The 21,721-nt window shown below is 70.0% G+C and carries 8 protein-coding genes and 2 pseudogenes; 2 read left to right on the forward strand and 8 right to left on the reverse strand.

The features are described 5' to 3' along the window. Positions 1-3: 3 nt before the first annotated feature. Entirely contained in the window at positions 4-543 is a 540-nt protein-coding gene (locus AB0I72_RS26460; protein ID WP_358573356.1) for a cytochrome c biogenesis protein CcdA, read from the forward strand. Between the two features lie 52 nt (positions 544-595). Here the strand turns inward: AB0I72_RS26460 and map are convergent, their stop codons facing one another. The 8 genes and pseudogenes from map to AB0I72_RS26500 all read right to left on the reverse strand — a co-directional run bounded on the left by map (position 596) and on the right by AB0I72_RS26500 (position 20,516). After that, on the reverse strand, positions 596-1,522 hold the full coding sequence (gene map / locus AB0I72_RS26465; RefSeq protein ID WP_358573358.1) for a type I methionyl aminopeptidase: 927 nt from the start codon (positions 1,520-1,522) through the stop codon (positions 596-598). A 55-nt stretch (positions 1,523-1,577) separates the two neighbouring features. Next, complete coding sequence (locus AB0I72_RS26470; protein WP_358573360.1) at positions 1,578-2,189, reverse strand: NADPH-dependent FMN reductase; 612 nt, start codon at positions 2,187-2,189, stop codon at positions 1,578-1,580. Continuing rightward, positions 2,186-2,929, reverse strand: coding sequence for an alpha/beta fold hydrolase (locus tag AB0I72_RS26475; protein ID WP_358573362.1), 744 nt, complete (start codon positions 2,927-2,929; stop codon positions 2,186-2,188). Before AB0I72_RS26475 ends, AB0I72_RS26470 begins: the two co-directional genes overlap by 4 nt. Further along, positions 2,920-4,410 carry a condensation domain-containing protein gene (locus AB0I72_RS26480; protein WP_358573364.1) on the reverse strand — a complete coding sequence of 497 codons (1,491 nt, stop codon included), beginning with the start codon at positions 4,408-4,410 and terminating at the stop codon, positions 2,920-2,922. The genes AB0I72_RS26475 and AB0I72_RS26480 overlap by 10 nt, the downstream gene beginning before the upstream one ends. Next, positions 4,407-13,763, reverse strand: coding sequence for a MupA/Atu3671 family FMN-dependent luciferase-like monooxygenase (locus AB0I72_RS26485; RefSeq protein ID WP_358573366.1), 9,357 nt, complete (start codon positions 13,761-13,763; stop codon positions 4,407-4,409). The genes AB0I72_RS26480 and AB0I72_RS26485 overlap by 4 nt, the downstream gene beginning before the upstream one ends. 8 nt (positions 13,764-13,771) lie before the next feature. Further along, a complete protein-coding gene (locus AB0I72_RS26490; RefSeq protein ID WP_358573368.1) occupies positions 13,772-17,782 on the reverse strand; it encodes an SDR family NAD(P)-dependent oxidoreductase in 4,011 nt (1,336 codons plus the stop codon). 13 nt (positions 17,783-17,795) lie between these two features. Next, positions 17,796-19,133 (reverse strand): MFS transporter, encoded by a 1,338-nt coding sequence (locus tag AB0I72_RS26495; RefSeq protein WP_358573370.1) that lies wholly within the window; start codon positions 19,131-19,133, stop codon positions 17,796-17,798. A gap of 577 nt (positions 19,134-19,710) precedes the next feature. Next, a pseudogene (locus AB0I72_RS26500) lies at positions 19,711-20,516 on the reverse strand (transposase family protein). A 281-nt stretch (positions 20,517-20,797) separates the two neighbouring features. On the opposite strand from AB0I72_RS26500, the pseudogene AB0I72_RS26505 reads away from it, so the two are divergent. After that, positions 20,798-21,340, forward strand: a pseudogene (locus tag AB0I72_RS26505) (transposase family protein); the annotation flags it as partial. Positions 21,341-21,721: the final 381 nt, after the last annotated feature.

Consider the following 21,721-nt stretch of genomic DNA (forward strand, 5'->3'; position numbering starts at 1 on the left):
ACGATGAACATCGCACAGATCGTCACGAGCGGTCCGCTGTCCTTCGCCGCCCTCCTCGCTCTCGTCGCCGGGGCGATCACCTTCGCCTCTCCGTGCTGTCTGCCGCTGGTGCCCGGCTACCTGTCCTACATCGCCGGGATGTCGGGTGCCGAGGGGCAGGACGGACGGAGGGGCGGCGTGCTGCGCAGCCGCGCGGTCATCGGCACGGTGCTGTTCGTCGCGGGCTTCTCCGGGCTCTTCGCTGCCTATGGCGCGCTGTTCGGCGGCCTGGGCGGGCTGCTGCTGGAGTACGAAGACACCATGATCCGCGTCCTTGGGATCCTCACGATCATCCTCGGCCTGGGGCTGCCCTTCCTCCTGGTGACCCTCGGCCTGTCGAAGGTCATTCGCGCGGTGAGCTGGACCCGGCGGCGGGGAGACTTCGTGTCCCGCATCGGTGGCGCCATGATGGTCCTGCTCGGCATCGCGCAGGTCAGAGGGGTGTGGAGCTCGTTCATGACCGACATGCAGCGGCTCGCGGGCGGTTACACGCTGCCTCTGTAGGCCCGTGCCCCTCCCGTGGCTCCAGGAGGGGACACCGTGTGTCGTGGCCTGCTCAGGGCGGGCCGGGGCTGAAGATGTCCTGCGCGCCCACCCGACGCCAGATCACATGCGGCCTACCCGGATACCGCCCCTGACCGGCACTCCCACGTGGCACACCCATCAGCCGCCCAGGGCTCTCACACCCTTGACAGGCTGCGTGTTCTCCAGCGCGGGTCAGGACGCGCTCGGTGAGGACGAGGCAGGCGTCCGCGGTGACGGCGACCGTGTGCTCGGAATGGGCGCCCCGTGAACCGTCGGCTGAGCGGATCGTCCAGCCATCCGGGTCGAACACGACCCGGTCAGTCGTCCGGGCGAACCAGGGTTCGATGGCCAGGGTCATGCCCGCCTTCAGTTTGAGCCCGCGGCCCGCGCGCCCCTTGTTGGGTACGTAGGGCTCCTCGTGCATGGTCCGACCGAGACCGTGGCCGCCGAACTCCGTGTTGACGGGATAACCGTAGTCAGCCGCCACCGCGCCGATCGCGGCCGAGATGTCACCCAGGCGGTTTCCCGGACGCGCTGCCTCGATGGCGGCGTCCAGCGCCGCCTCGGTGGCACGGATGATCCGCAGGTCCTCTTCGGCCGCGGTGCCGAAGATGACGGTCCGGGCCGAATCCGCCACCCAACCGTCGATCCCGACCGCCATATCCATGCTGAGCATGTCCCCGTCGCGAAGCTTGTAGTCATGGGGGAGCCCGTGCAGGACCGCGTCGTTGACGGACAGGCACACGACGTTGCGGAACGGCCCCTTTCCGAACGACGGGGTGTAGTCCCAGTAGCAGGACTCCGCTCCACGCCGGCGGATCATCTCCCGTGCGTGGTGCTCCAGGTCGAGGAGGTTGACACCGACGTCCGCGAGATCACCGAGTTCGGTCAGGACCTGGGCGATGAACTCCCCCGTGACACGCATGCGGTCGATCTCCCGTGCTGACTTCAACTCCATGACGGACATCCTTTTCTCGTTACCGTGACCGGTTCCTCAGAGGTCTTCCGCGCCCTCACCGGGACACCTCGATCGACCGCCCGCCGGGGAAGGCCGTGAGCTGCCGTCCCAGTTCGATCACCCGGTTGTGCAGGGGAGGGGAGGCGAAGTGTTCCGGACCGCTCACGGCCACGTTGGCGGCGATCCCCAGTGGTGTGGGCCACCCACGCAGGGAGTGGGTGATACCGCGCAAAGCGGTGAGCGTGTTGACGGCGGCCTGCCAGCCGTGGGCGGTCGTGACTAATCCGACGGGGCGACCGTCCAGGTAGGGGCGGACATCGTCGCGCAGCTCCTCCAGATGGTCCAGCGCGTTCTTCACCAGCCCCGACACCGAACCGTGGTAGGCGGGGGAACCGATGACCACGGCGTCGGCCTCCCGGACGGCCTCGACGAACGCCTTCGCCCCGGGCGCGAGCGGCGCCCTCGGATCATAAGGGGTGAACTCCGCGAGCTCGGGGCCACCGAACAACCGTGTGCGCGCTCCACTCCTCTCTTCGACCGCCGCCAGCACCGTTCCGACCAGTTGTTCCGTACTTGAACCCGCTCTGACCGACCCACCGACGCCAACGATGTGCACGATGCTCCCGTCCTCACTCCCTGGACTCCAACAGGCCCGCGTCGACCTCACCGAACCGAGTCCGCCTCCCGGAGGACGTGCGCCAGCACCTCCCGCTTCGACTCCTTCACGTGGAAGTGGCCGCCGGGGAATTCGAAGAACGCGAACTCGGCCTCCGTCAGCTCACACCATCTCTGGACCTCGGCGTTGGAGAACAGCGGGTCCTCGACACCGTGGAACGCCGTGATGGGCGTCCTCAGGGGAGTTCCCCCAGTGAACTCGTAGGTCTCGCACAAGCGCAGGTCCCTCCGCAGGATTGGGAGGAGGTACTCGGCCACGTCCCGAGAGTCCCGCAGCGAGCCGTCCGAGAGGACGTCCAGGTGCCCCACCAGTTCCGTGTCGGGCGCCAGGTGTAACTGCCGGCGCCCCATGGGCAGCTGCGGCGCACGGTAGCTGGAGACGAACAGGCGGCGCAGGGGCGCCCCCAGGTCCTCGAGCGCCCGGGCCAGCTCGAAGGAGATCAGCGCCCCCATGCTGTGGCCGAAGAGCGCGAACGGCCCCCGCAGGCATTCCAGCAACGGGTCCACGAGGGCTTCGGCCATCTCGGGGATCGACTTCGGTTCGGGCGTACCATGCGAGGGCCCCCGACCGGGGAGCTGCGCGGACAGCATCGCCACCCGCGGCGGCAGGTGGGGCGCCCAGTCAAGGAAGGGTGGCACCAGACTTCCCGCGTACGGCAGGCAGACGAGCTGGAGCCGGCTGTCAGGAGGGTCGCCCACGGAGTGCAGCCAGGCGGTGTCGGTCAGCGCCATTCGGCCACCTCCAGCGTCGGCTCCTCGAGCAGTCGTTCCAGCAGGTTCCGGTAGCGACGCGCCCACCTCTCCGCCGTCTCAGCGGTGAGGAAGTCGGTGGACAGCTCCCAGCAGAGCTGGAGCCCCTGCTCGGGCACCACGACCACACCGAAGTCGGCGCGGGCTCCAGAGATGAGCACCTCCTCCACCGAGGCGCGCAGCCCCGGCATCCCCAGGTCCCTGGGAGCCGGCTGGTTGAACCCGAACCAGACGTAGGGGAACCGGTCACCACCGGGCAGATCCTGGAACCGGAGCCGATCCCGCACGAGAGGGAAGGGCATCGTCTGGTGGTCGAGGGCGCCGAGGACGGTCCGGCCCACCGAGCGCACGGCGTCCTCGACCGTGTCGGCGGAGTCGAAGCGCAGCCGCAACGGAAGCGAGGTCACGAGCATCCCCACCAGGGACTCGAACTCGGTCCGGTCGCGGTTGGCGGAGTTCCCGACGACCACGACCTCCTTCTGCGCGCTCAGATCCGTGAGCAGCCTGCCGAACGCCGTGAGCAGCACCGTGTAGAGCGTCACCCGCCGCGACCTCGCGTACTCCTCCAGCCGCTCGGCGAGGTGCGGGGGGATCGTGGTCGAGACCACCGTCCCCGCTCCGGAGAGGTGGTCGGGCCGTGGGCGGTCACCGGGCAGCGCGAGGGTGAGGTCGGCGTCGGCGAACTGCTCGCGCCAGTACTCCATCAACCGTTCCCCGCGTTCCCCCTCCAACTGCCCCCGCTGCCATCGCGCGTAGTCGATGAGCCGGGTACGGATCGGGGGGAGGGTCGGCTCGCGCCCGTGCACCGCGTCCGTGTACAGCGCGGCGAGTTCACGGAACAGGATGCCGACGGCGACAGCGTCGGTGATCATGTGGTGCTGGACCAGCATGAGCACCCACTCCTGGGCTCCCACCCGTGCCAGCGGCATGCGGATGAGCGGTCCGCCCTCGACCTGGAACGCCTCCTCCGCGGCCTCCTGACACCACTCCCCGACACGCTCCTCCGAAGCCCGCTCCTCGTCGGAGGGGCGCAGGTCGACCGTATCGAGGCGGATCGGTGCGGCCGGGCGGACCTCCTGGACGAGGCTGCCCGCGTACCCGCGAAAACAGGTACGGAGCAGGTCATGCCGTTCCACCAAGAGACTCACCGCCCGGTCCAGCGCACTGGTGTCGAGCGAGCCCGACAGGTCCAGGCAGTAGGAGACGTTCCAGGTCGCCGGGTTGTCGGTCCGGTCGTGGAGGTTGGCGAGGTGGCGCTGCATCCACGTCGCCGGGCCGCTGGCCTCCGGCGGGGGAGGCCCGGCGACGAGCCCGTCCAGCAGCGTGTCCTTGTGATCGCGCAGCGCGGCCAGCACCGTGTCGGTGATCGCGCCGTCGGGGGCGTCGAAGGCCAGCCGCCCGTCCCTGCGGGAGAGCCGAACGTCCTCCTCGCGCAGGTACAGCAGGAGTTCGTCGAGGTTCACAGCACCCCCTGGGTTCGGTGGGACGGGCGGAAGTCGTCCTGGGGCGCGCCGGAGAGGCGGCTCGCCGACTCAGCCATGCCGCGGACGGTCGGAGCCCGGAAGAACTCGGTGAGGGTGATCGCCACGCCCAACTCGTCGCGCACCCGGTTCAGCAGGCCGACGGCCTGGAGTGAGTGGCCCCCGACCTCGAAGAACGAGCGGTCCAACCCGATGTCAGTGGCGCCCAGGTGGCTCTCCCAGATCTTCCTGATCCGTTCAGCGTGTCCGCGCGGGGCCGATCCGGTCCCCTCGTCGTCGGACACGGGCCCAGACCCAGCCCTGGCCCCGGAGACGGGCCCGGCCGTGGGCGCGGGCGCGGGCAGCGCGTCGCGGTCCACCTTGCCGTTGACGTTGGTCGGCAGTGAGGACGGGAACACCCAGGCTCGGGGGACCATGTAGTGAGGGAGCCTTTCCCGTGCCAACGCGGCCACGCGTTTCTCGGCGGCGGGCCGATCGGCACCCCCGTCGGCGAGGAGGACGTACGCGGCGAGGTAGGTCTGCGCCCCCTCGTCGTCGCGGGCCACGACCACGGCCTGCCGGACACCCTCCAGGGAGTTGAGCACGTGCTCGACCTCCCCGGGCTCGACCCGCCAGCCGCGGATCTTCACCTGACCGTCATCGCGCCCCAGGTATTCGAGTGTCCCGTCGCCCCGCCACCGGCCCAGGTCCCCGGTGCGGTACATCCGGCGCCCCGAACCGGGCGCGAAGGGGTCGTCGCCGAACACACGCGCGGTCTCCTCCGGGCGGCCACGGTAACCGCGCGCCACCCCGTTCCCGGACACGTGGATCATGCCGACCGCCCCGACCGGCACCGGCTGCCCGGCCGAGTCCAGGACACGGATGGTCGTCCCCGCGACCGGGCGGCCGACGGGCGGCACGCGGTCGTCGAGGTCCACCACGCGGTGGGAGGTGACGAAGTGCGTCTCCGTCGGTCCGTACTCGTTGTACAGCGCGCAGTCGGGGTTGTCCGCCAGGAAGCGGCGCAGCGGCTCGGTGACGGTCAAGCGCTCGGCGGTGTTGACCACCTCGCGCAGGGAGGGGACCGGTCCTTCCGCAGACAGGGCCTCCACCAGGTAGCGGAGGGGGGTGAACGGCATGATGACCCGCTCTACCCGGTGCGTCCGGACCACCCGCGCCAGTGACGGCGGGTCGAACCGCTGTTCCTCGCTGACCAGGACCAGGGTCTCGCCGGAGGCGAGCGTCGTGAAGATCTCCTGGCTGGCCACGTCGAAGCCGCAGGAGGCGAACTGGAGGGTGCGCGCCGGAGCGTGGTTCCTCGTGTACCAGTCCACCAGGTTGACCAGGCCCCGGTGCGGCATCTCCACACCCTTGGGCCGCCCGGTCGAGCCGGAGGTGTACAGGCAGTACAGTAGGTTGTCGGGGGTGGTCACACAGTCGAGGTCCCCGCTCGCGTCTCCCGCGTCGTCCCCGGCCCCGTCGACGCGCACGACTGTCAGCCCCTCGGGGGCCACCTCCGCGCCATCCGCGTCGGTGAGGAGGACGCGGGCGCCGCTGTCGGCGAGCATGAACGCGAGCCGTTCCTCGCCCTGGAGGAGGTCCAGGGGCACGTAGGCCCCTCCCGCCTTGGCCACGGCGAGGAGGGCGGCGACGAGTTCCGGGGACCGCGGGAGGCGGACACCGACGCGGTCGTCGGGCCCGACCCCAGCCGCGCGCAACCGCCGGGCCAGGCGGTTGGCGGTCGCGTTGAGTTCCCAGTAGCTCATGCCACCGCCTCCACCGCCGTCACGGCCCGCGTCGACCACGGCGATCCCGTCCGGGTCCGCCTCGACCCGGCGCTCCACGAGCTGGTGCAGGCACTCCGACGGGGCCTCGTCGTCCCGCTCCCAGTCGAGGAGGAGGCTCCGGTCCCGTTCGCTGACCCCCGTCAGCCGGGACAGCCGTTCCTCGGGGGCCTCGACCGCGGCGCGGAGGACGCCCTCCAGGTAGTCGATGATCCGCCGGGCGGTGGACTCGTCGAAGACGTCGGCGTTGTACTCCAGCTGGCACTGGATGCCCTCGGGCAGGTTCGCCAGGTACAGGGTGAGATCGAACGGCGCCTTATCGACCCCCACCCCGAGCAGCCGGGCCTCGACGTCGGGCAGGTCGAGCTCGAAGATCGCCTCGTTCTCGAACTCCACCATCACCTGGAAGATCGGGCTCCGGCCGGGGGCACGGTCCGGGTTGACCCGCCGCACCACCTCCTCGAACGGCGCGTCGTCGTGCTCGTAGGCGTCCAACAGGGTGCCCTTCACTTTGTCAAGCATTTCGGTGAAGGCGGGGTCCCCGGAGAGGTCGAGCCGCAGCGCGAGCGTGTTGGCAAAGAAGCCGACCAGCTCCTCGGTCCCCTCGGGCCGCCCGGAGACCGGGGTGCCCACCAGGATGTCGTCCTGCCCGCTGAACCGCTGGAGGACGGTCCCCAAGCCCGCCACGAGCGTCATGAACAGCGTCGCCCGCCGAGTGCGCGACAGCGCCCGTACACGTTCCGACAGATCCCCCGGGAGCAGGTGGAACAGGGACCGGCCCCGTGCAATCGGCGACTCCGGGCGCGGCCGGTCTAGGGGGAGGCGGAGTTCGGGGAGCGGACCGGCGAGCCGCTCCTCCCAGTACCTGAGGCTTCGGTCCGTCGAACCCCGCTCGACGGCCGAGCGCTGCTCCCGGGCGAACCGGGTGTAGGTCGTGCGCGGGTCCGGAAGATCCACGGCGCGGGACTCGGCCCCGGCCCGGTAGACCTCAGAGATCTCCTTGGTCAGCACCAGGGCGGAGATGCTGTCGACGATGATGTGGTGCATCGACAGCACCAGGACGTGGTGGTCCTCGGCCAGTCGCAGGACGCGCGCCCGCAGGAGCGGCCCGTTCTCCAGGTCGAAGTGGCGCCGCCCCTCCTCGGCGACCCCCTCCCGCACGGTCCGCTCGGCGTCGGCGCCGACGTGCTCGGACAGCACGCACTCCACGTCCACGTGGCCCAGGACCACCTGTCGGGGTTCGCCGTCCACGTCCGGGAACACAGTCCGCAACGCCGGATGCCGGTCGACCACATACCGGAGCGCGGCCCGCAGGCCGGGCACGTCGACCCGGCCTCGCAGGTCGATCGCGTTGACCTCCATGTACGTGGAGCGCCCGGGCAGGAGCCTCTCCAGGAACCAGATCCGCTGCTGGGCGAATGACAGCGGGGCCACCTCCGTCACCGGCGGCCCGCCGGGCAGCGCGAGCAGCTCGGCGTCGGCGGATGCCGTGCGCTCGCCCCCCTGGTAGCGCTCTCGAACCCGGTCCAGTTCGGTCAGCCCGTCCAGCACCGCCTCGGGAGGAAGGCCGAAGTCGACGAAAGCCGCGATCTCGTCCGCTCCGGCCTCCAGCAGCGCGTCCACCACGGGGGCGCAGCTGTCCGGGGTTCCGATGAGGGCACGGCTCTCGCAGTAGCGCTCGAAGGCCATGTCGAGCATGAAGTCGACGTCCTCCTCCGGGGTGTTCTCCAGGTCGATGGAGAACCCGAGGCTGTTCGTCGTCTGCCCGAACAGGGACAGGGAGGAGCGGAGGTAGCGGCAGAACGGGTCGCGCGCGGCGGCCCTGGCCTGCTCCACGTCGCGGCCCAGGTAGGTGTGCGCCAGCACGGTGACCCGTCCGCCGTAGGGGTCGTGCCCGTGCTCGGCCCGCGTGGTCCGGTACAGGGCGACGTTCTCAGCAAGCTGCTCGATCGACTGCCCCATGAGGTTGGTCACGACGTCGAGACCGTGCCGGGCCGCCGCCCGGTAGCTGTCCGGGTTGCCGACGATGGCCACGGACATCGGGAGCTCGTTCTGGACCGGGCGGGGGTGGAGTCCGACCTCGACTCGATCGCCGGTCCCCGACCGGCCGGGGACCTTACCGCCCCGCCACAGGTGCCGGACCGTATCGATCTGCTCGTACATCATCTCCTTGTGGCGGCCATAGCGCTCCGGGAAGAAGACGAAGTCGTTGGCGTGCCACCCGCTGGCGCAGCCCAGCCCCACACGTCCCCCCGACAGGTTGTCGACCAGGGACCACTCCTCGGCCACTCGGATCGGGTTGTGCAGCGGCAGCACCACGCTCCCCGAGTTCAGCCGGATGCGGGTGGTCTGTGTGGCCAGTGAGGCGGCCAGGACAGACGGGTTGGGGAAGATGCCGCCGAACGAGTGGAAGTGCCGCTCCGGCAGCCAGACCGCGTGGAAACCGTGCTCGTCGCCGAACCGGGCGCACTCCTGGATCATCCGGTAGGCGTCGTCCCGCGACACGTCCTCGGGGTAGTCGCCGAAGAAGTAGATGCTGAAGTCGGGGGTGGTGGTGCGCTTCCGGGGAACCTCGACCGGTGTGGTCGGGACCGGGGCCGTGGTCTCCCGGGAGTCCGCCGCCGGGGCCTTCAGCGGGGTCCGCCGTCCGGCGGGTTCCGTCCCCACGGCCAGGGTGCGGCGTTCGGATGGGAACAGCCCGCCCCGGCGCATCTCGTGCATCGACGTGCGCACCGCGCGGACGATGTGGTCGATGTCCTCGTCGGTGTGCGCGGTGGACAGGAAGAAGTTGCGCCACTCCCACACGTACACGCCGTTGAGCAGCAGGTGGTGGAAGAACAGCTCCATGTTCCCCCGGTACTCGAACCGGAACTGGGAACCGAAGTGCGCGACCCGGACGGGGTGCTCCTCCTCCTCGAAGAAGGCGTTCAGCGTCTCCGCCAGTCCCTGGGTGCGCGCGTTGAGCCGGTCCTGGAGTTCGGGGCTGTGGAGCTCCAAGTGGCTGAGCACGGCTCGGGCCGCCGACATCGCGAGCGGGTGCTGCGTGTAGGTGCCGCCGAAGAAGGTGGTCTCCGACGGGGGAAAGCTGTCGTCCCCGTAGCGCCAGTATCCGCCGTCGACGCCGTCCATGATGTCGGCTCGGCCCGCGATGGCGCCGATCGGGAAGCCGCCGCCGAGGGCCTTACCGTAGGTGGCCAGGTCCGGCTCGACCCCGAAGAAGCCGCGCGCTCCGCGCAGGTGCGGGCGGAAGCCGGTGAGCATCTCGTCGAAGAGGAGCACGCTGCCGTGCCGCCGGGTCACCTCGCGAAGCTCGCGGACGAACTCGCCGGGTTGGAGGGAGGGACGGCGGCTCTGGACCGGCTCGACCACGACCGCGGCGATCTCCGGGCCGAGGCGGTCGATGGTCCGGAGGCTCTCCGGCGCGCCGTACTCCAGCACGATCACCTCGCTGACGGCGCTGTCCGGGATGCCGTTGGAGACCGGGATCGTGCGGAGCCCGTCCCCGTCCGGGACGCTGCGGGCCAGCACGGAGTCGATGTGACCGTGGTAGGAGCCCTCGAACATCACGACCTTGTGCCTGCCGGTGTAGGCCCTGGCCAGGCGGATGGCGGCGGAGTTGGCCTCGGTTCCCGAGGTCGCGAACGCCGCACGGTCGGTCCCGGTGATCCGGGTCAGGAGTTCGGCGGCCTCACCGGTCTCCTCGTTCCTCGGACCGATGCGCAGGCCGCCCTCCAGGTGCTTGCGGACCGCGTCGGTGACGAACTCGGGCTCGTGGCCGAAAAGGAGGATGCCGAAACCCATGGTGATGTCGACGTAGCGGTTGCCGTCGACGTCCTCGACCCAGGAGCCCCGTGCCTTCCTGGCGGCCAGCGGGTAGAGCATCTCCTTGGTCGCGCTGCGGAAGCCCACGACCGACCTGCTGTCCGCCAGCGCCGCACGGTGGCGTTGCGCGATGTCCTTCGACGTGCGGGTGGCCGTCTCGTACCGGCGGACGAGGTCTTCGAGGTGGCGTTGGCGCTCCGGAGAGGACTCCCTGGTCACCATCCCCGAGCCGAGTGCCACCGACACCCGGGGACCGTGGACTCGCGGTTCGCCCGACGTCGCCGCGCCGGGGGCCTTCGTCGCCGGGTTCGCGCCGTTCGCTTCGTCGGCTCCGTTGGCGCTGTTCGCGGTGGTGTCGGGCGCCGCCGCGGAGGCCGGGGCCGCCTTCGGAGCGGAGCTTCCCGGCGCCGTGCCCGGGGTGTCCTGCGCGGCGGGGGCGGCTCCGGTGCCCTGGACAAGAGCGATCTGGTTGGCCATCACCCCGGAGAGTTGCCGCATGACGCTCAACTGCTGGTCAATGAGACGCTCGACCCCGGTCGCCGGTGCTGCGGGCGCGGCCGGTGCCGCTGATGCGGTCGAGGACACGGGCGGGACCGGCGGAGCGGGGTCGACGATGGGCGTGGCCGGGACCGTCTCGACGGGTGCGGGCACCGCCGAACCGGCGGGCGCGGGCTCGGTGCGCGCGGGTGCGGGTGCGGCCGCCTCGGCGGGTTCCGGTTCGGGACTCTGGTCCGCCACCAGCCGGTCCGCCCGCTCAGGGTCCAACCGTTCGATGACCACCTCGGCGAGTCGCCGGGTGCTGTCCGCGGCCTCGAACAGTTCACGCATGGATACGCGGACCGAGAACGCCTGCTCGACGTCGCGCAGCATGTTGACCATGCCGAGGGAGTCGGCCCCCAGGTCGATGAAGGCGTCCTCCACCGCGATCTGGTCCTTCGCCATCCCGAAATGGTGGGCGGCACGCTCCAGCACCACGTCGATGACGTGCTCCAGGAGCACATCCGCCGCGCTTGGTTCGTCCCTTGTCATGTCCATCCCTGTGGCCGTCGGTTCGTCGGTCTGTGCCGTGGGTTCCTGGAGCGGGTCGGCGGGCGCCCCCTCCTGTACCGGGGCGTCCGCCGGAGGGTCGGCCCAGTGCCGGTCGCGTCGGAACGGGTAGGGGGGCATCCGGTCGCGTACGGTGCCCGCGGGCACGAGGGCGTCCCACCGCACGCCCACCCCCGCCGTGTGCAGGCGGGCGAGGGCCTCACGCACGTCCTGCTCCGGGGAGACCTCCGGCGCGTGCGAGGACACGAAGACGGACTCCGGGGCCTCCCTGCGGCCGATCCCGGTCAGGATCGCCCCCGGGCCGATCTCCAGGAACACCCAGTGCCCACCGTCCCGTGCGTCTCCCAGGGCGAGGTCGAAACGGGCCGTCTCCCGGATCTGGCGGCGCAGGTAGTCGCTGTCGAGCACGACGCCGACCCCCAACCCCCGCCCGCCGAGGTTGCTGGAGAAGGGAAGGGTCAGCGGTGCCGGGCTCACGTCCTGGGCGTGGTCGTCGAACAGGTCCAGCACCGGATCCATCAACGCGGTGTGGAAGGCCCGGTCCGAGGTCAGGCGCCGGGCGTGGACGCCGCGCCGCTCCAGGTCCTGTTCCACCCCATCGATCTCCCGGACGGGGCCGCCCAGCACGTGGTGGGCGGCGCCGTTGACCACCGACACCTCCACACCGGGGTGTTCCGCCACAACCTCCGCCACCACGGCGGAGTCCGCGAAGACGGCGATCATCGCGCCCTCCGTGGTCAACTCCCGCATGAGACGACCGCGTACGGCCGACAGGTGGAGCCCGTCCTCCAGGGAGAACGCACCCGCGGCCCAGAGCGCGGCGTACTCCCCTGCGCTGTGGCCGACCACGTGGGAGGCCTCCACACCCAGCTCCCGCCAGAGCTCCGTCAACGCCGCCTGGTACGTGAACAGCGCCGGTTGCAAGACATCCGTGGGCCAGGTCCGGGGGCCCTCACCGTCCACCAGCACGGATCTGAGCCCGCCCCCCCACGTCTCCTCGTGGAGCGCGTCGCACTCGTCCAGCACGGCCCGGAAACGTGGATGGTCCCGGTAGAGGGAACGTGCCATACCAGGAGCGTGCGGACCCTGGCCCGGGTAGAGGAAGACCGGGCGGCCGCCACCGGCCGCCTCCCCCTCGCCCGTGGCGGGGCGGATCCACCTGTCGCCGTCCCCCTCCCCGGTGGCGATCCCGTTCAGGGCGTCGGCGAGTTCGTCGGCGGAACCGCCGGTGACGGCCACCCGGTGGCGCATGGGTCTGGCGTTGCTCACCGCGGCGGCGAACAACGCACCAGGCTCTGCGCCGCCCCGCAGCCGGTCACGGTACCGTCCGGCGAGCTCGGCCAGCGCGTCGGGGGTGTGCGCGGACAGGGGCAGCACACCGGGACCGGGCTCGGTGGACCGCGCGGCGACGGTCGGAGGCTCCTCCACGACCACGTGGGCGTTGGTTCCGCCCACGCCCAGGGAGCACACACCGGCGCGGCGCGGCCCCTTGGACACCGGCCAGGGCACGGTCTTCTCGGTGATCCGGAACGGGGTCTCCTCCAACCGCAGGGCGGGGTTGACCTCGCCCAGATTGATCTGGCCGGGGATCACCCCGTGCCTGACCATGAGGACGGCCTTGATCAGACCCGCCATACCCGCGCAGCTGTCCAGGTGGCCGATGTTGGCCTTGACCGAGCCCAGGTAGCAATATCCGGTGTGGTCGGTGCCCGACCGGAAGGCCTGGGTCAGCCCCCGGACCTCGATCGGGTCGCCCAGGGCGGTCCCCGTGCCGTGGGCCTCGACGTAGCCGATGCTCTCCGGGCGCACGGCCGCCCTGTCCAGGGCGTCCCGGACCACCCGGGCCTGCCCGGTGACACTGGGCGCGGTGTAGCCGACCTTCGCGGCGCCGTCGTTGTTGACAGCGGTTCCCAGCACCACGGCGTGGATCGGGTCGCGATCGGCGATCGCCGCGTCCAGCGGCTTGACCACGATGGCGGCCACCCCGCTGCCGCCCACGGTCCCGTCGGCCTCGGCGCTGAACGGTCTGCACACCCCGGTCTCGGACAGGATGGACCCCTCCGTGTACCGGTAGCCGTCCTCCTGCGGCACGTGGAGCGCCGAGGCGCCCACCAGGGCCATGTCGGCGTCGCCCTGGGCGAGCGCCTGGGTCGCCAGGTGGAGTGCGACCAGCGACGTGGAACAGGCGGTCTGCACCCCGACGGCCGGTCCGGTCAGTCCGAGCCGGAAGGAGACCCGGGTGCTGAGGAAGTCCGGCTGGTTGCCGATGGCTGTCCGCAGCCCGGAGACAGGATCGTCGGATTCTCCTCCCCGCAGCTGGGTGAGCAGGTAGGAGCGCTGGGGGTAGAGGTTCATGCCGCTACCCGCGAACACCCCGATCCGCTGGTCCGGAGGCTCGGCGGGGTAACCCGCGTCCTCCAGCGCGTGGTAGCAGGTCTCCAGGAAAAGCCGGTGCTGGGGATCGGTGAGCCGGGCGTCCATGGGCGTCATACCGAAGAACCCGGCGTCGAACTCGTCGACGCCCGTCAGCCGCCCGCTGGCCCCCACGTGGTTCGGCGCCGGATCGTCCGGCTCAACGGTCGAGATCCCGCTGACGCCCTGGCACACGTTGTCCCAGTACCGGGACAGGTCCTCGGCACCGGGGAACCGGCCCGCCATCCCGATGACGGCGACGGGGAACGCCCGGTCCGTCTCCTTGGTCATACTCTGCCTCACTTGTCGGTGGCGGACCCGGCCGCCAGGTGACCGGCCAGCGCGTTGATCGTGGGGTACTCGAAGATGGTGGTGCGGGAGATCTCCCGGCCCAGGGCGGCCTCCAGGCGGGAGTGCACCTGGAGGACCTGGAAGGATCCGATGCCGAGTTCGTAGAACCCCCGATCCCGTTCGAGCGGGACGGACACCACGCTCCGGAACACCTGCTCGACGAGGCGGAGCGTCTCCTCGTCGACGGCGGTCCCGGGGGTGTGGTCCGGCTGGGGCGCCTCTTCGGGTCGGGTGAGGAGCACCTCGGCGCCGGTCCCGAAGGCGTCGGTGATCTCGGGCGGGTCGATGTCCAGAGCCTCGGACACCACCACCGGCCGTTCGAGGGCGAGGCGGTCCCCGCTCCGCACCAGGTGGCGCGTGGCCTCGGCGGTTCCGTTGAGCCCGACCAGGTAACTGCCGCCGGGCTGGCGCAGCACCATCCGGGTGAACAGGCGCCCCTCCCGCGGGGTGAGGGTCAGGAGCCCCTTCTGACGGACCGCCCTCCCATACGGGTTGCCCTTGTTGAGCCCGGTGTCGTCCCACGACCCCCACAGCACGCTGTGCACGGGGGTGTCGGTGTGCGCCGCCAGGTGATCGCACAAGGCGTCGGCCAGGCCGCTGGCGGCACTGTAGGCACCGAAACCGACGGAGGGGGTGAAGCCGAGCAGCGAGGAGAAGACGACCAGGGCGCACTCCGGCCGCTCCCTGGCGATCGCCGCCAGGTTCCAGGTCCCCCAGGCCTTCACCCGCAGGGCCTGTTCCCAGGACTCGTCCGTCTCCTCCTCCAGGAGTCGGAACCGGTAGGCCTGTTCGGCGAAGTGGAGGACACCGGACAGAGGCTGGCCCCAGTCCGTCTCAGCCTTCTCGACCGCCTTGCGCAGCCCGTCCATGTCACAGACGTCCACGGATCGGTACCGGACGGGACCCTCGTCACGGGCCGCGGCGCTGCGGCCAACGACCAGGAAACGCGCGTCGTAGCGCCGCGCCAGGTCGTCCAGCAGCACCGACCCGATACCGCCCGTGCCACCCGCGACCAGGTAGCGTCCGCCGCGCCGCAGCGCGTCCCGAGGCGTCGTGTCCTCGGCGACGGGGGTGAGGGCCAGGGTGTGGGGGCGTCCGTCGCGCCAGGCGACCTCCGGGCCGACGTCACCGAACCCGAGCGAGGACCGCAGCGCCTCGGCGTCGTCGGCGGGGGCGTTCCCGGGCAGGTCGACGTGGAGAGCGCGCAGGCCGGTCGTCTCCGCCGCGAGCACCGCCGACAGCGTCGACGTCACGCTCGCGGGGAAGCACCCCCGCTCCTCCCCGCTGACGCGGCGCAGCTGTCGGCTGACCGTGACGAGCACGGCCCCGTTCTCGTCCGCCAGTGGGAGGAGGGCGCGGCTCGCGGACAGCAGCGATTCCCCGCAGAGGGCCAGGGCCTCCCGGACGGAGGACTCGCCGCCCTCCGGGTCAGGCGCGGGCAGGTAGCTCCACAAGTAGACCAGCGTGCCCCAGCGCAGACCGGTGTCGGCCAGCCTCTCTCGCAGGCGGGACCAGTCGGCGGCGGACGCCGGGGCGACGGAGTAACCGCCCGGGAGTTCGGCGAAGCCGTCCCCGGCCCACACCGTCACGTCCCCCTCGGCCGGGGGCAGGTGCTCGGCCACGCCCAGGGTGTCGGTCAGGATGAGCCTGGGCCCGGGGGCCTCCGCCGCCGTTCCCGGGACGGCCGGGACGGGCGTCCACCGGGGGCGGTGGACGCACGCGGGGACCGTGGCCTCACCGCTCGACGGGCCGGCCCCGAAGTCGCCCCGGACCAGGCGCCGTACGAGTTCGGCCCGCTGGATCTTGCCGCTCGACGTGCGGGGCAGCTCCGTTTCGGCCAGGGGGACGACGTAGGCGGCCGACAGCCGGAACCGGGCGGCCACGGCCTCGGAGATCCGGCGGCGCACCTCGTCCTCCTCCGCTCGGAGTGACGGGTCCGGGACGTACAGGATCGCGAGGGACTCGCTGCCGGTGCCCTCGTCAGGCACCCCGCAGGCCGCGACGAGACCGTTGGACACCCCGGGCAGCTCTCCGCACACGTCCTCGATGTCGTGGCAGTAGAAGTTGGCGCCGTTGATGACGATCTGTTCCTTGGCGCGTCCCGCGATGACGAGTTCCCCGTCGGTGATGAACGCCAGGTCGCCGGTCTCGAACCAGCCGTCGTCGGTGAAGGCCGCCGCGTTCGTCCCGGGCGCGTCCAGGTATCCGGGGGTGACCCGTCCGGATCGCGCCTGGAGTCTGCCGACCACTCTCTCGGTCACCACGTTCCCGCCGTCGTCGACGATGCGGAACCGCGCGCCCGGCACCGGCGGACCCATGTTGGTGAACTCCACCGTGTCACCGTCGAAGCCCTCGTCCACGAACCCGAGGACGCCGCCCAGGGTGTCCTTGTCCACGGAGAGCGAGCTGCGCTCCTCGGTGACGAACTTGAAGACGATCCCGGTCGCGGTCTCGGCCATCCCCCACGAGAACACCATCGCGTCCGGCCGCAGACCGAACCCGGAGGTCCGTTCCAGGAATCTGCGCACCACCGGCATCGTGCACTGCTCGCCGGCATTGAGCAGGCTGTTCACCGAGGACAGGTCCCAGATGCGGTCGGGCGCGTCCGCGAGGGCGTCCCCGAGCATCTTGTAGCCGAAGTTGGGCGACCAGGAGTGGTTCACCCGGTACCGCTCCAGCGTGTCCAACCACCGGAGGGGGTCCTCGGCGACGTGGGCGGTGGGCGCGTGGACACCGAGACAGCCGAGGACGACGTCGCGCAGGTGGAACATGACCAGGGGGACGACGTGGTCCAGGGGAAGCCAGTTGAAGGTGACGTCCCCGGCTCGGATCCGGTTGCGCGCACGGCAGCCGACCGCCATCTCGATCACCGCGCGGTGGGTGATCTGGATGATCTTGGGTCGGTCGGTGCTACCGGAGGAGAGCTGGAAGACGGCCACGTCCTCCGGGGCGGCGTGGTGGATGTCGTCGCTCGACTCGTGCCCCTCCAGGTCGGCCACCGGGACGATGTCGTCCCGGGAAGGGCCGGAGGACCCGTGGAACGCCTCGGCGAGTGTCGTGGCGTGGTCGGTGCCGGTGATGATCGGCGCCCGCAGCCTCCGCCAGACATCGGCCAGCTTCGCCAGTTCCGGGCTTTCCCCGGCCAGGGAGGTCGGCGGGGTGATGGTCACGCAGCGGATACCGCCGAGGAGGCAGGCCCAGAGCACGGGGAAGTACTCCGCCAGGTCGCTGATCTGGAGGATCGCGTGCGTTCCGGGGGTGAGCCCCCGTCTCCGCAGACCGCCGAGGACGCGCCGTGCCCGGTCGAGGAGGACAGTCGGGGGGAGGAGTTCGTCCCGGTCCCGACCGATCACGCGCACCCCCGCGCCGGGGTGGGCCGTAGGCAGGGCCAGGAGTGCCTCGGTCACGGTGCGGGGATCGTCCTCGGACAGGTGGAGTTCACCGCAGTCGGTGAGCGCGACCGGGAGGGACTCCTCCCGGGGCGCCTGGGCCTCCCGGGGACCAGGGGAGGGGGTGGAACGGTCATCGGACGCGTCGGACGTCGGCTTCGCCCGCGGGGTGGGGGCGTCCAGGTCGAGGGGGACGAACCGGTCCGGCTCGGTGTCAACCGGGCGGAGCTCCACGTCGAGGGCGGTGGAGGGGTGTTCCTCCTTGAGCTTCGCCGCATAGGCGCGAAGGGTCGCAGGAGTGAGGACTGGAAGACCGACGAGGGCGTCCGGGTCGGGGTCGCCCTGGTCCGTCCTCGGAACCCGCTTGAGGAGGACGACCGACGTCGCCCCCGCTCCGAGCAGGCTTGCGCTCACCCGCCTCCTGGTCCTGACCGTGTCCGCTCCGGGCTTGGGCACGGCGTAGACCACCAGTGACGTGGCGCCGTCGGTGGGGCGTTCCAGCACCGCGCAGTCGGCCACCGCGCCGGACGACAGGACCTTCTCCGCGAGTTCGGGTCTGCTGACAGTCATGGGGAAACTACCTTTACTCCTGGGGACCGACTCCGAATCCGGCCTTACCTTCGGCCGCCTTCGCCCTTCCGCGCCGCCAGCCCGCGACGAGGGAGAACCCGATGAACGCGAGGGCCACGACGATCACCAGACCGTGCAGGGAACCGACCACCGGAAGCGGGCTCCAGACCTCCAAGAGGACCGAGCTGACGATCATGCCGACGCCCAGGCCGCCCATTTCGAGGAGCGACGAGAAGCCGAACGCCGCTCCCCTCTGGGCCTCAGGCACCGCCTGAAGCCGGGTGTTGTACGCGATCTCCGTGTAGCCGTCGGCGAGTCCCGCGCAGGCCGCGACCGGGACGAGGAGGTAGAGCGGAAGACCGGTGAAGGCGAGGATGAAGAACGACGACATCAGGCACGTGCCGATGACGAACCCCCTCTCTCCACCGGAGGCGCCCATGGCGTCGATCCGCTTGCCGAAGAGGCGGTAGGAACTCAGGCTGCCGATCGCCCACGCGGTCCAGAAACCGCTGACGAACCAGGCGGGATCGTCCGGGTACTCAAGGGAGGCGAAGATGGGGATGCCGATGTTGTGCGAGGCCGACCCGAAGGCGTCCAGCCCCCGGATGACCAGCATGAAGAGCAGGACGGGGAAGGCCGACACGGCCGCCAGCGCCAACCGCTGTGTCCGCCAGAAACCGTCCGTCTCCGGTTCCGTCCCGGAGGACGTCCCGTCCCGCGCGGGCCTGCGGAAACTCAGCGGAACGAGGAACAGCACCAGGGCGGACACGGAGAAGGTCGACGCGCTGATGAGGAAGGCCGCCTCGTAGCCGGCGAACGCCACGACGACACCGGCCAGGGCGAACCCCAGGGTCATCGCGGTCGAGCGGCCGGTGACGAGGTAACCGTTGGCGCGGACGCGCTGGTCGTCGCCGACCAGCATGGGAACGCTGCTGCGCAGCAGGACGTTGGAGACCGTTCCGCCCAGGCCGAGAAAGACCGCCAAGCCGTAGATCAGCACCCCCTGCGCGGCGGCCGGCGCCAGGACGAGGACCACCAGCGCGGTCGCCTGGACCAGGTCGGCCCCCACCATGGCGGCGCGCCGGTTCACCCGGTTGGCGAGTCCGCCGATCGCCGGGCCCGACACGACGCTGGTGAGCAGTCGGAGCGCCATGAACATCCCGGTGTCCAGGGCCCGACCGGTTACATGGAAGACGTACAGGCCGAGCGCCACCATGTTCAGATAAGTACCGAACTGGGATACCGAGTAGCCGACTGTGAGCCAAATGAAGTAAGTAAACTTTGGCCGGGTTTCCATTCCTACCCTTTCGGCTACACCACTAAACAGCACTGACCGCTCTTTGGCGGACATCTGCTCAATTAATTGACTGTTTCGAGCACGAGCCTGGGCATATCGTTCGACACTGCAGAGCGCCCTGAAAGCTAGCAACGCATGGGATTTTCTGTCAAGCGCTTAATTCATGGTGACATAGATCACTGTTTGAGTGGGTCTGTTTTCCATTGATCGCAGCGGCGCTTGCGGCCTTCTTGCCGGCGAACCGCCCTGACCTTGGGTTCTCCAGATTGCCTCTGGCGCCTGCGCCGAATTTCTCCAGCTCAGAGCTGGTGGAGCTGTGACTGGCATGTGAATCGCGACCTCGGGCCCATAAGCAGCGATGCGCTTCCCGCCGCTGGATGCACCGCCACCCGGACAAGCGGGAGTCCGTAATCTGAGGCCCCACGGTGTCGACCCACAGATCGATTTCTCCCACATTGACCACATCCGGTCAGTCGAGGTCATGGGGACATGACTCCGACGAGGCCATGGTTCGGAGCTCACACAGGTGGTTGTGGCACGGGCGGTGCTCGACGTTGCGGACATCGCCCTCCTGGTTGTTGTCGTAACCGACGACCTGTCCGACGACTCACTGAGGTTTTCTCAGTGAGTTCTACTTCCATGTGCTGTTGAGGACCAGGGCCGCTTGGATGATGGCTCCGATCCGGCCCGGGCTGAGCGTGACGTGTTTCAGGGACCGCCATCGCTGTTTCAACTCGGCTGCCGTACGCTCCCCGAGGGCGCGAGTCCCGCGTAGGAGGCGGTTGTGGGCACGGTTATCCCTGCTCAGCGGGCTGGGGATGTCCGAATGCGGGCGCAGCGGTGTGTGAATCCCGATCCCGGCACCGACGTAGCCCACATCCGCCAGAACGGGCAGACCACGGGCCGCGGCGGGGTACAGAGCGGGCAGGACGTGGGTGCGGGCACAGGTCAGGTCGTGGCGCGGGCCGGGCTCGACGTCGGACACCCACAGCGGGGTGCCGTCAGGGGCGGCCAGGAACTGCACGTTGCCGGCGAAGTGCTTGGCTTTGCCGGAGTACCACTCATCGTTGCCCTTGTCGTTGGTCCCGGCGACACGGTCGCAGCCGATGAGGGTGCCGTCCAGGATCAGGTGGTTCATGCCCTGTGTGCGACACCGTTTCAGGACCTGGTGCAGGTCGGGGGCTCGCCTGGCCAAGACGTCGATGGCCTCGTACAGGTACCGGTAGCCGGTGGCCTGGGAGATGTTGGAGTCGTGGGCCAGGCGGTGGACGCATCCGGCTCGCGGAACCAGCGCAGGGCGAACAGCGCTTGGCGGAACGGCCCGAGGGCACGAGAACCCTTCGGGGTGCCGGTCATGCGGCGGTGAGCGGCGAGCAGTCGGGAGAGGAACTCCACGACGTGGCGGGGGACGTCAAGCGTGGCAGAATAGGGGACCAACGTGAGGCCTCTGGTTCAACGGACTTTCTTGTGGTGAGAACCGTCCTACCAGGGGCTTCACGTCTGTGAGCGATGATTCCGCGATGTTCGCTTTCTTTGCGTCCGCGAAGTTTGTCCTGCTTCTCCTTTCACGTTTCACTGAGAAAACCTCACTGAGCTCTTTTCACCCTGAAGCTGCTGGTCACAGGCCTGTACCACCCGCGCGGAACCACCCCTGACAGCAAGAAGCCCCTGGTAGATGGGTTAACGACCAAGAAAACCTGCCCCACCAGAGGCTCCACATGCTGTTCTACCGTGCCGTTCTGCCCCTGTCACGCCGGACCCTGAACCTGGCCGCCCGCACCATCCGCACCCACCGCGCCAAGACCGGCTCCCGGTGGCGACGCCTTGCCCCGGCGCAGCAGGCCCTGCTTGTCCTGGTCCACCTGTACAAAGGCGAGCCGTTCGCCCAGGTCGCGGCAGGGTTCAGGGTAGGCACCACCACCGCCTGGCGGTACGTGCGCGAGACCACGGCCCTGCTCGCCCAGCAGGCACCCACCCTGGAACAGGGACTGCGCCGCGCACGCCGGAAAGGATGGGCCTACGTGATCATCGACGGCACCCTGATCGCCTGCGACCGCGTGGGAGCCGACCGCCCGTTCTACTCCGGTAAGCACAAGCGACACGGCATGAACATCCAGGTCGTCGCGGCCCCGGACGGCGAACCCCTGTGGACCTCATGGTCGCTGCTGGGATCGGTGCACGACACCAGAGCCGCACGGGTGTGGAGGATCGCCGAACGCATCAAGGCCGCAGGACTGCTCGGCTTGGGCGACAAGGGGTACGTGGGGCTCTCGGAGGTGGTGTTCTGCCCGTTCAAGGGCCGGGGAGATCACCCGAGCCGTGCTCGTGCTTCAACTCCGCGAAGCAGGATGAAAAGCGCTCACTGGAAGCCATGATAAACAAAAACGCTCAGGCTTGACACTCGAGCAGCGAGAACCGCCAGAACTCTTCCCCCAAAGAACTGTCGATGACCGAGTTCGCATCGCATTCAGCTGCGACTACTCCGACCGTTTTCATGCCCCAAATAGGGAACAACAGACGTACCGCCCGTTGTGCTCCCCCGACCCCCCAGGGCCCCGGAGTTCTCGCGGTTCAGATCCATACGGGCTGGGTTCGGGTGATGCCGTGCAGGGCGAGGATCTTGTCCGGGTTGGTGTGGGCTC

Source organism: Nocardiopsis sp. NPDC049922 (assembly GCF_040660275.1).
Classification (GTDB): domain Bacteria; phylum Actinomycetota; class Actinomycetes; order Streptosporangiales; family Streptosporangiaceae; genus Nocardiopsis.

Bases quoted from the DNA above. Each gene is read 5' to 3' on its own strand.
- AB0I72_RS26460 (WP_358573356.1), top strand. From the start codon at position 4: ATGAACATCGCACAGATCGTCACGAGCGGTCCGCTGTCCTTCGCCGCC.
- map (WP_358573358.1), bottom strand. From the start codon at position 1,522: ATGGAGTTGAAGTCAGCACGGGAGATCGACCGCATGCGTGTCACGGGG.
- AB0I72_RS26475 (WP_358573362.1), bottom strand. From the start codon at position 2,929: ATGGCGCTGACCGACACCGCCTGGCTGCACTCCGTGGGCGACCCTCCT.
- AB0I72_RS26485 (WP_358573366.1), bottom strand. From the start codon at position 13,763: ATGACCAAGGAGACGGACCGGGCGTTCCCCGTCGCCGTCATCGGGATG.
- AB0I72_RS26490 (WP_358573368.1), bottom strand. From the start codon at position 17,782: ATGACTGTCAGCAGACCCGAACTCGCGGAGAAGGTCCTGTCGTCCGGC.
- AB0I72_RS26495 (WP_358573370.1), bottom strand. From the start codon at position 19,133: ATGTCCGCCAAAGAGCGGTCAGTGCTGTTTAGTGGTGTAGCCGAAAGG.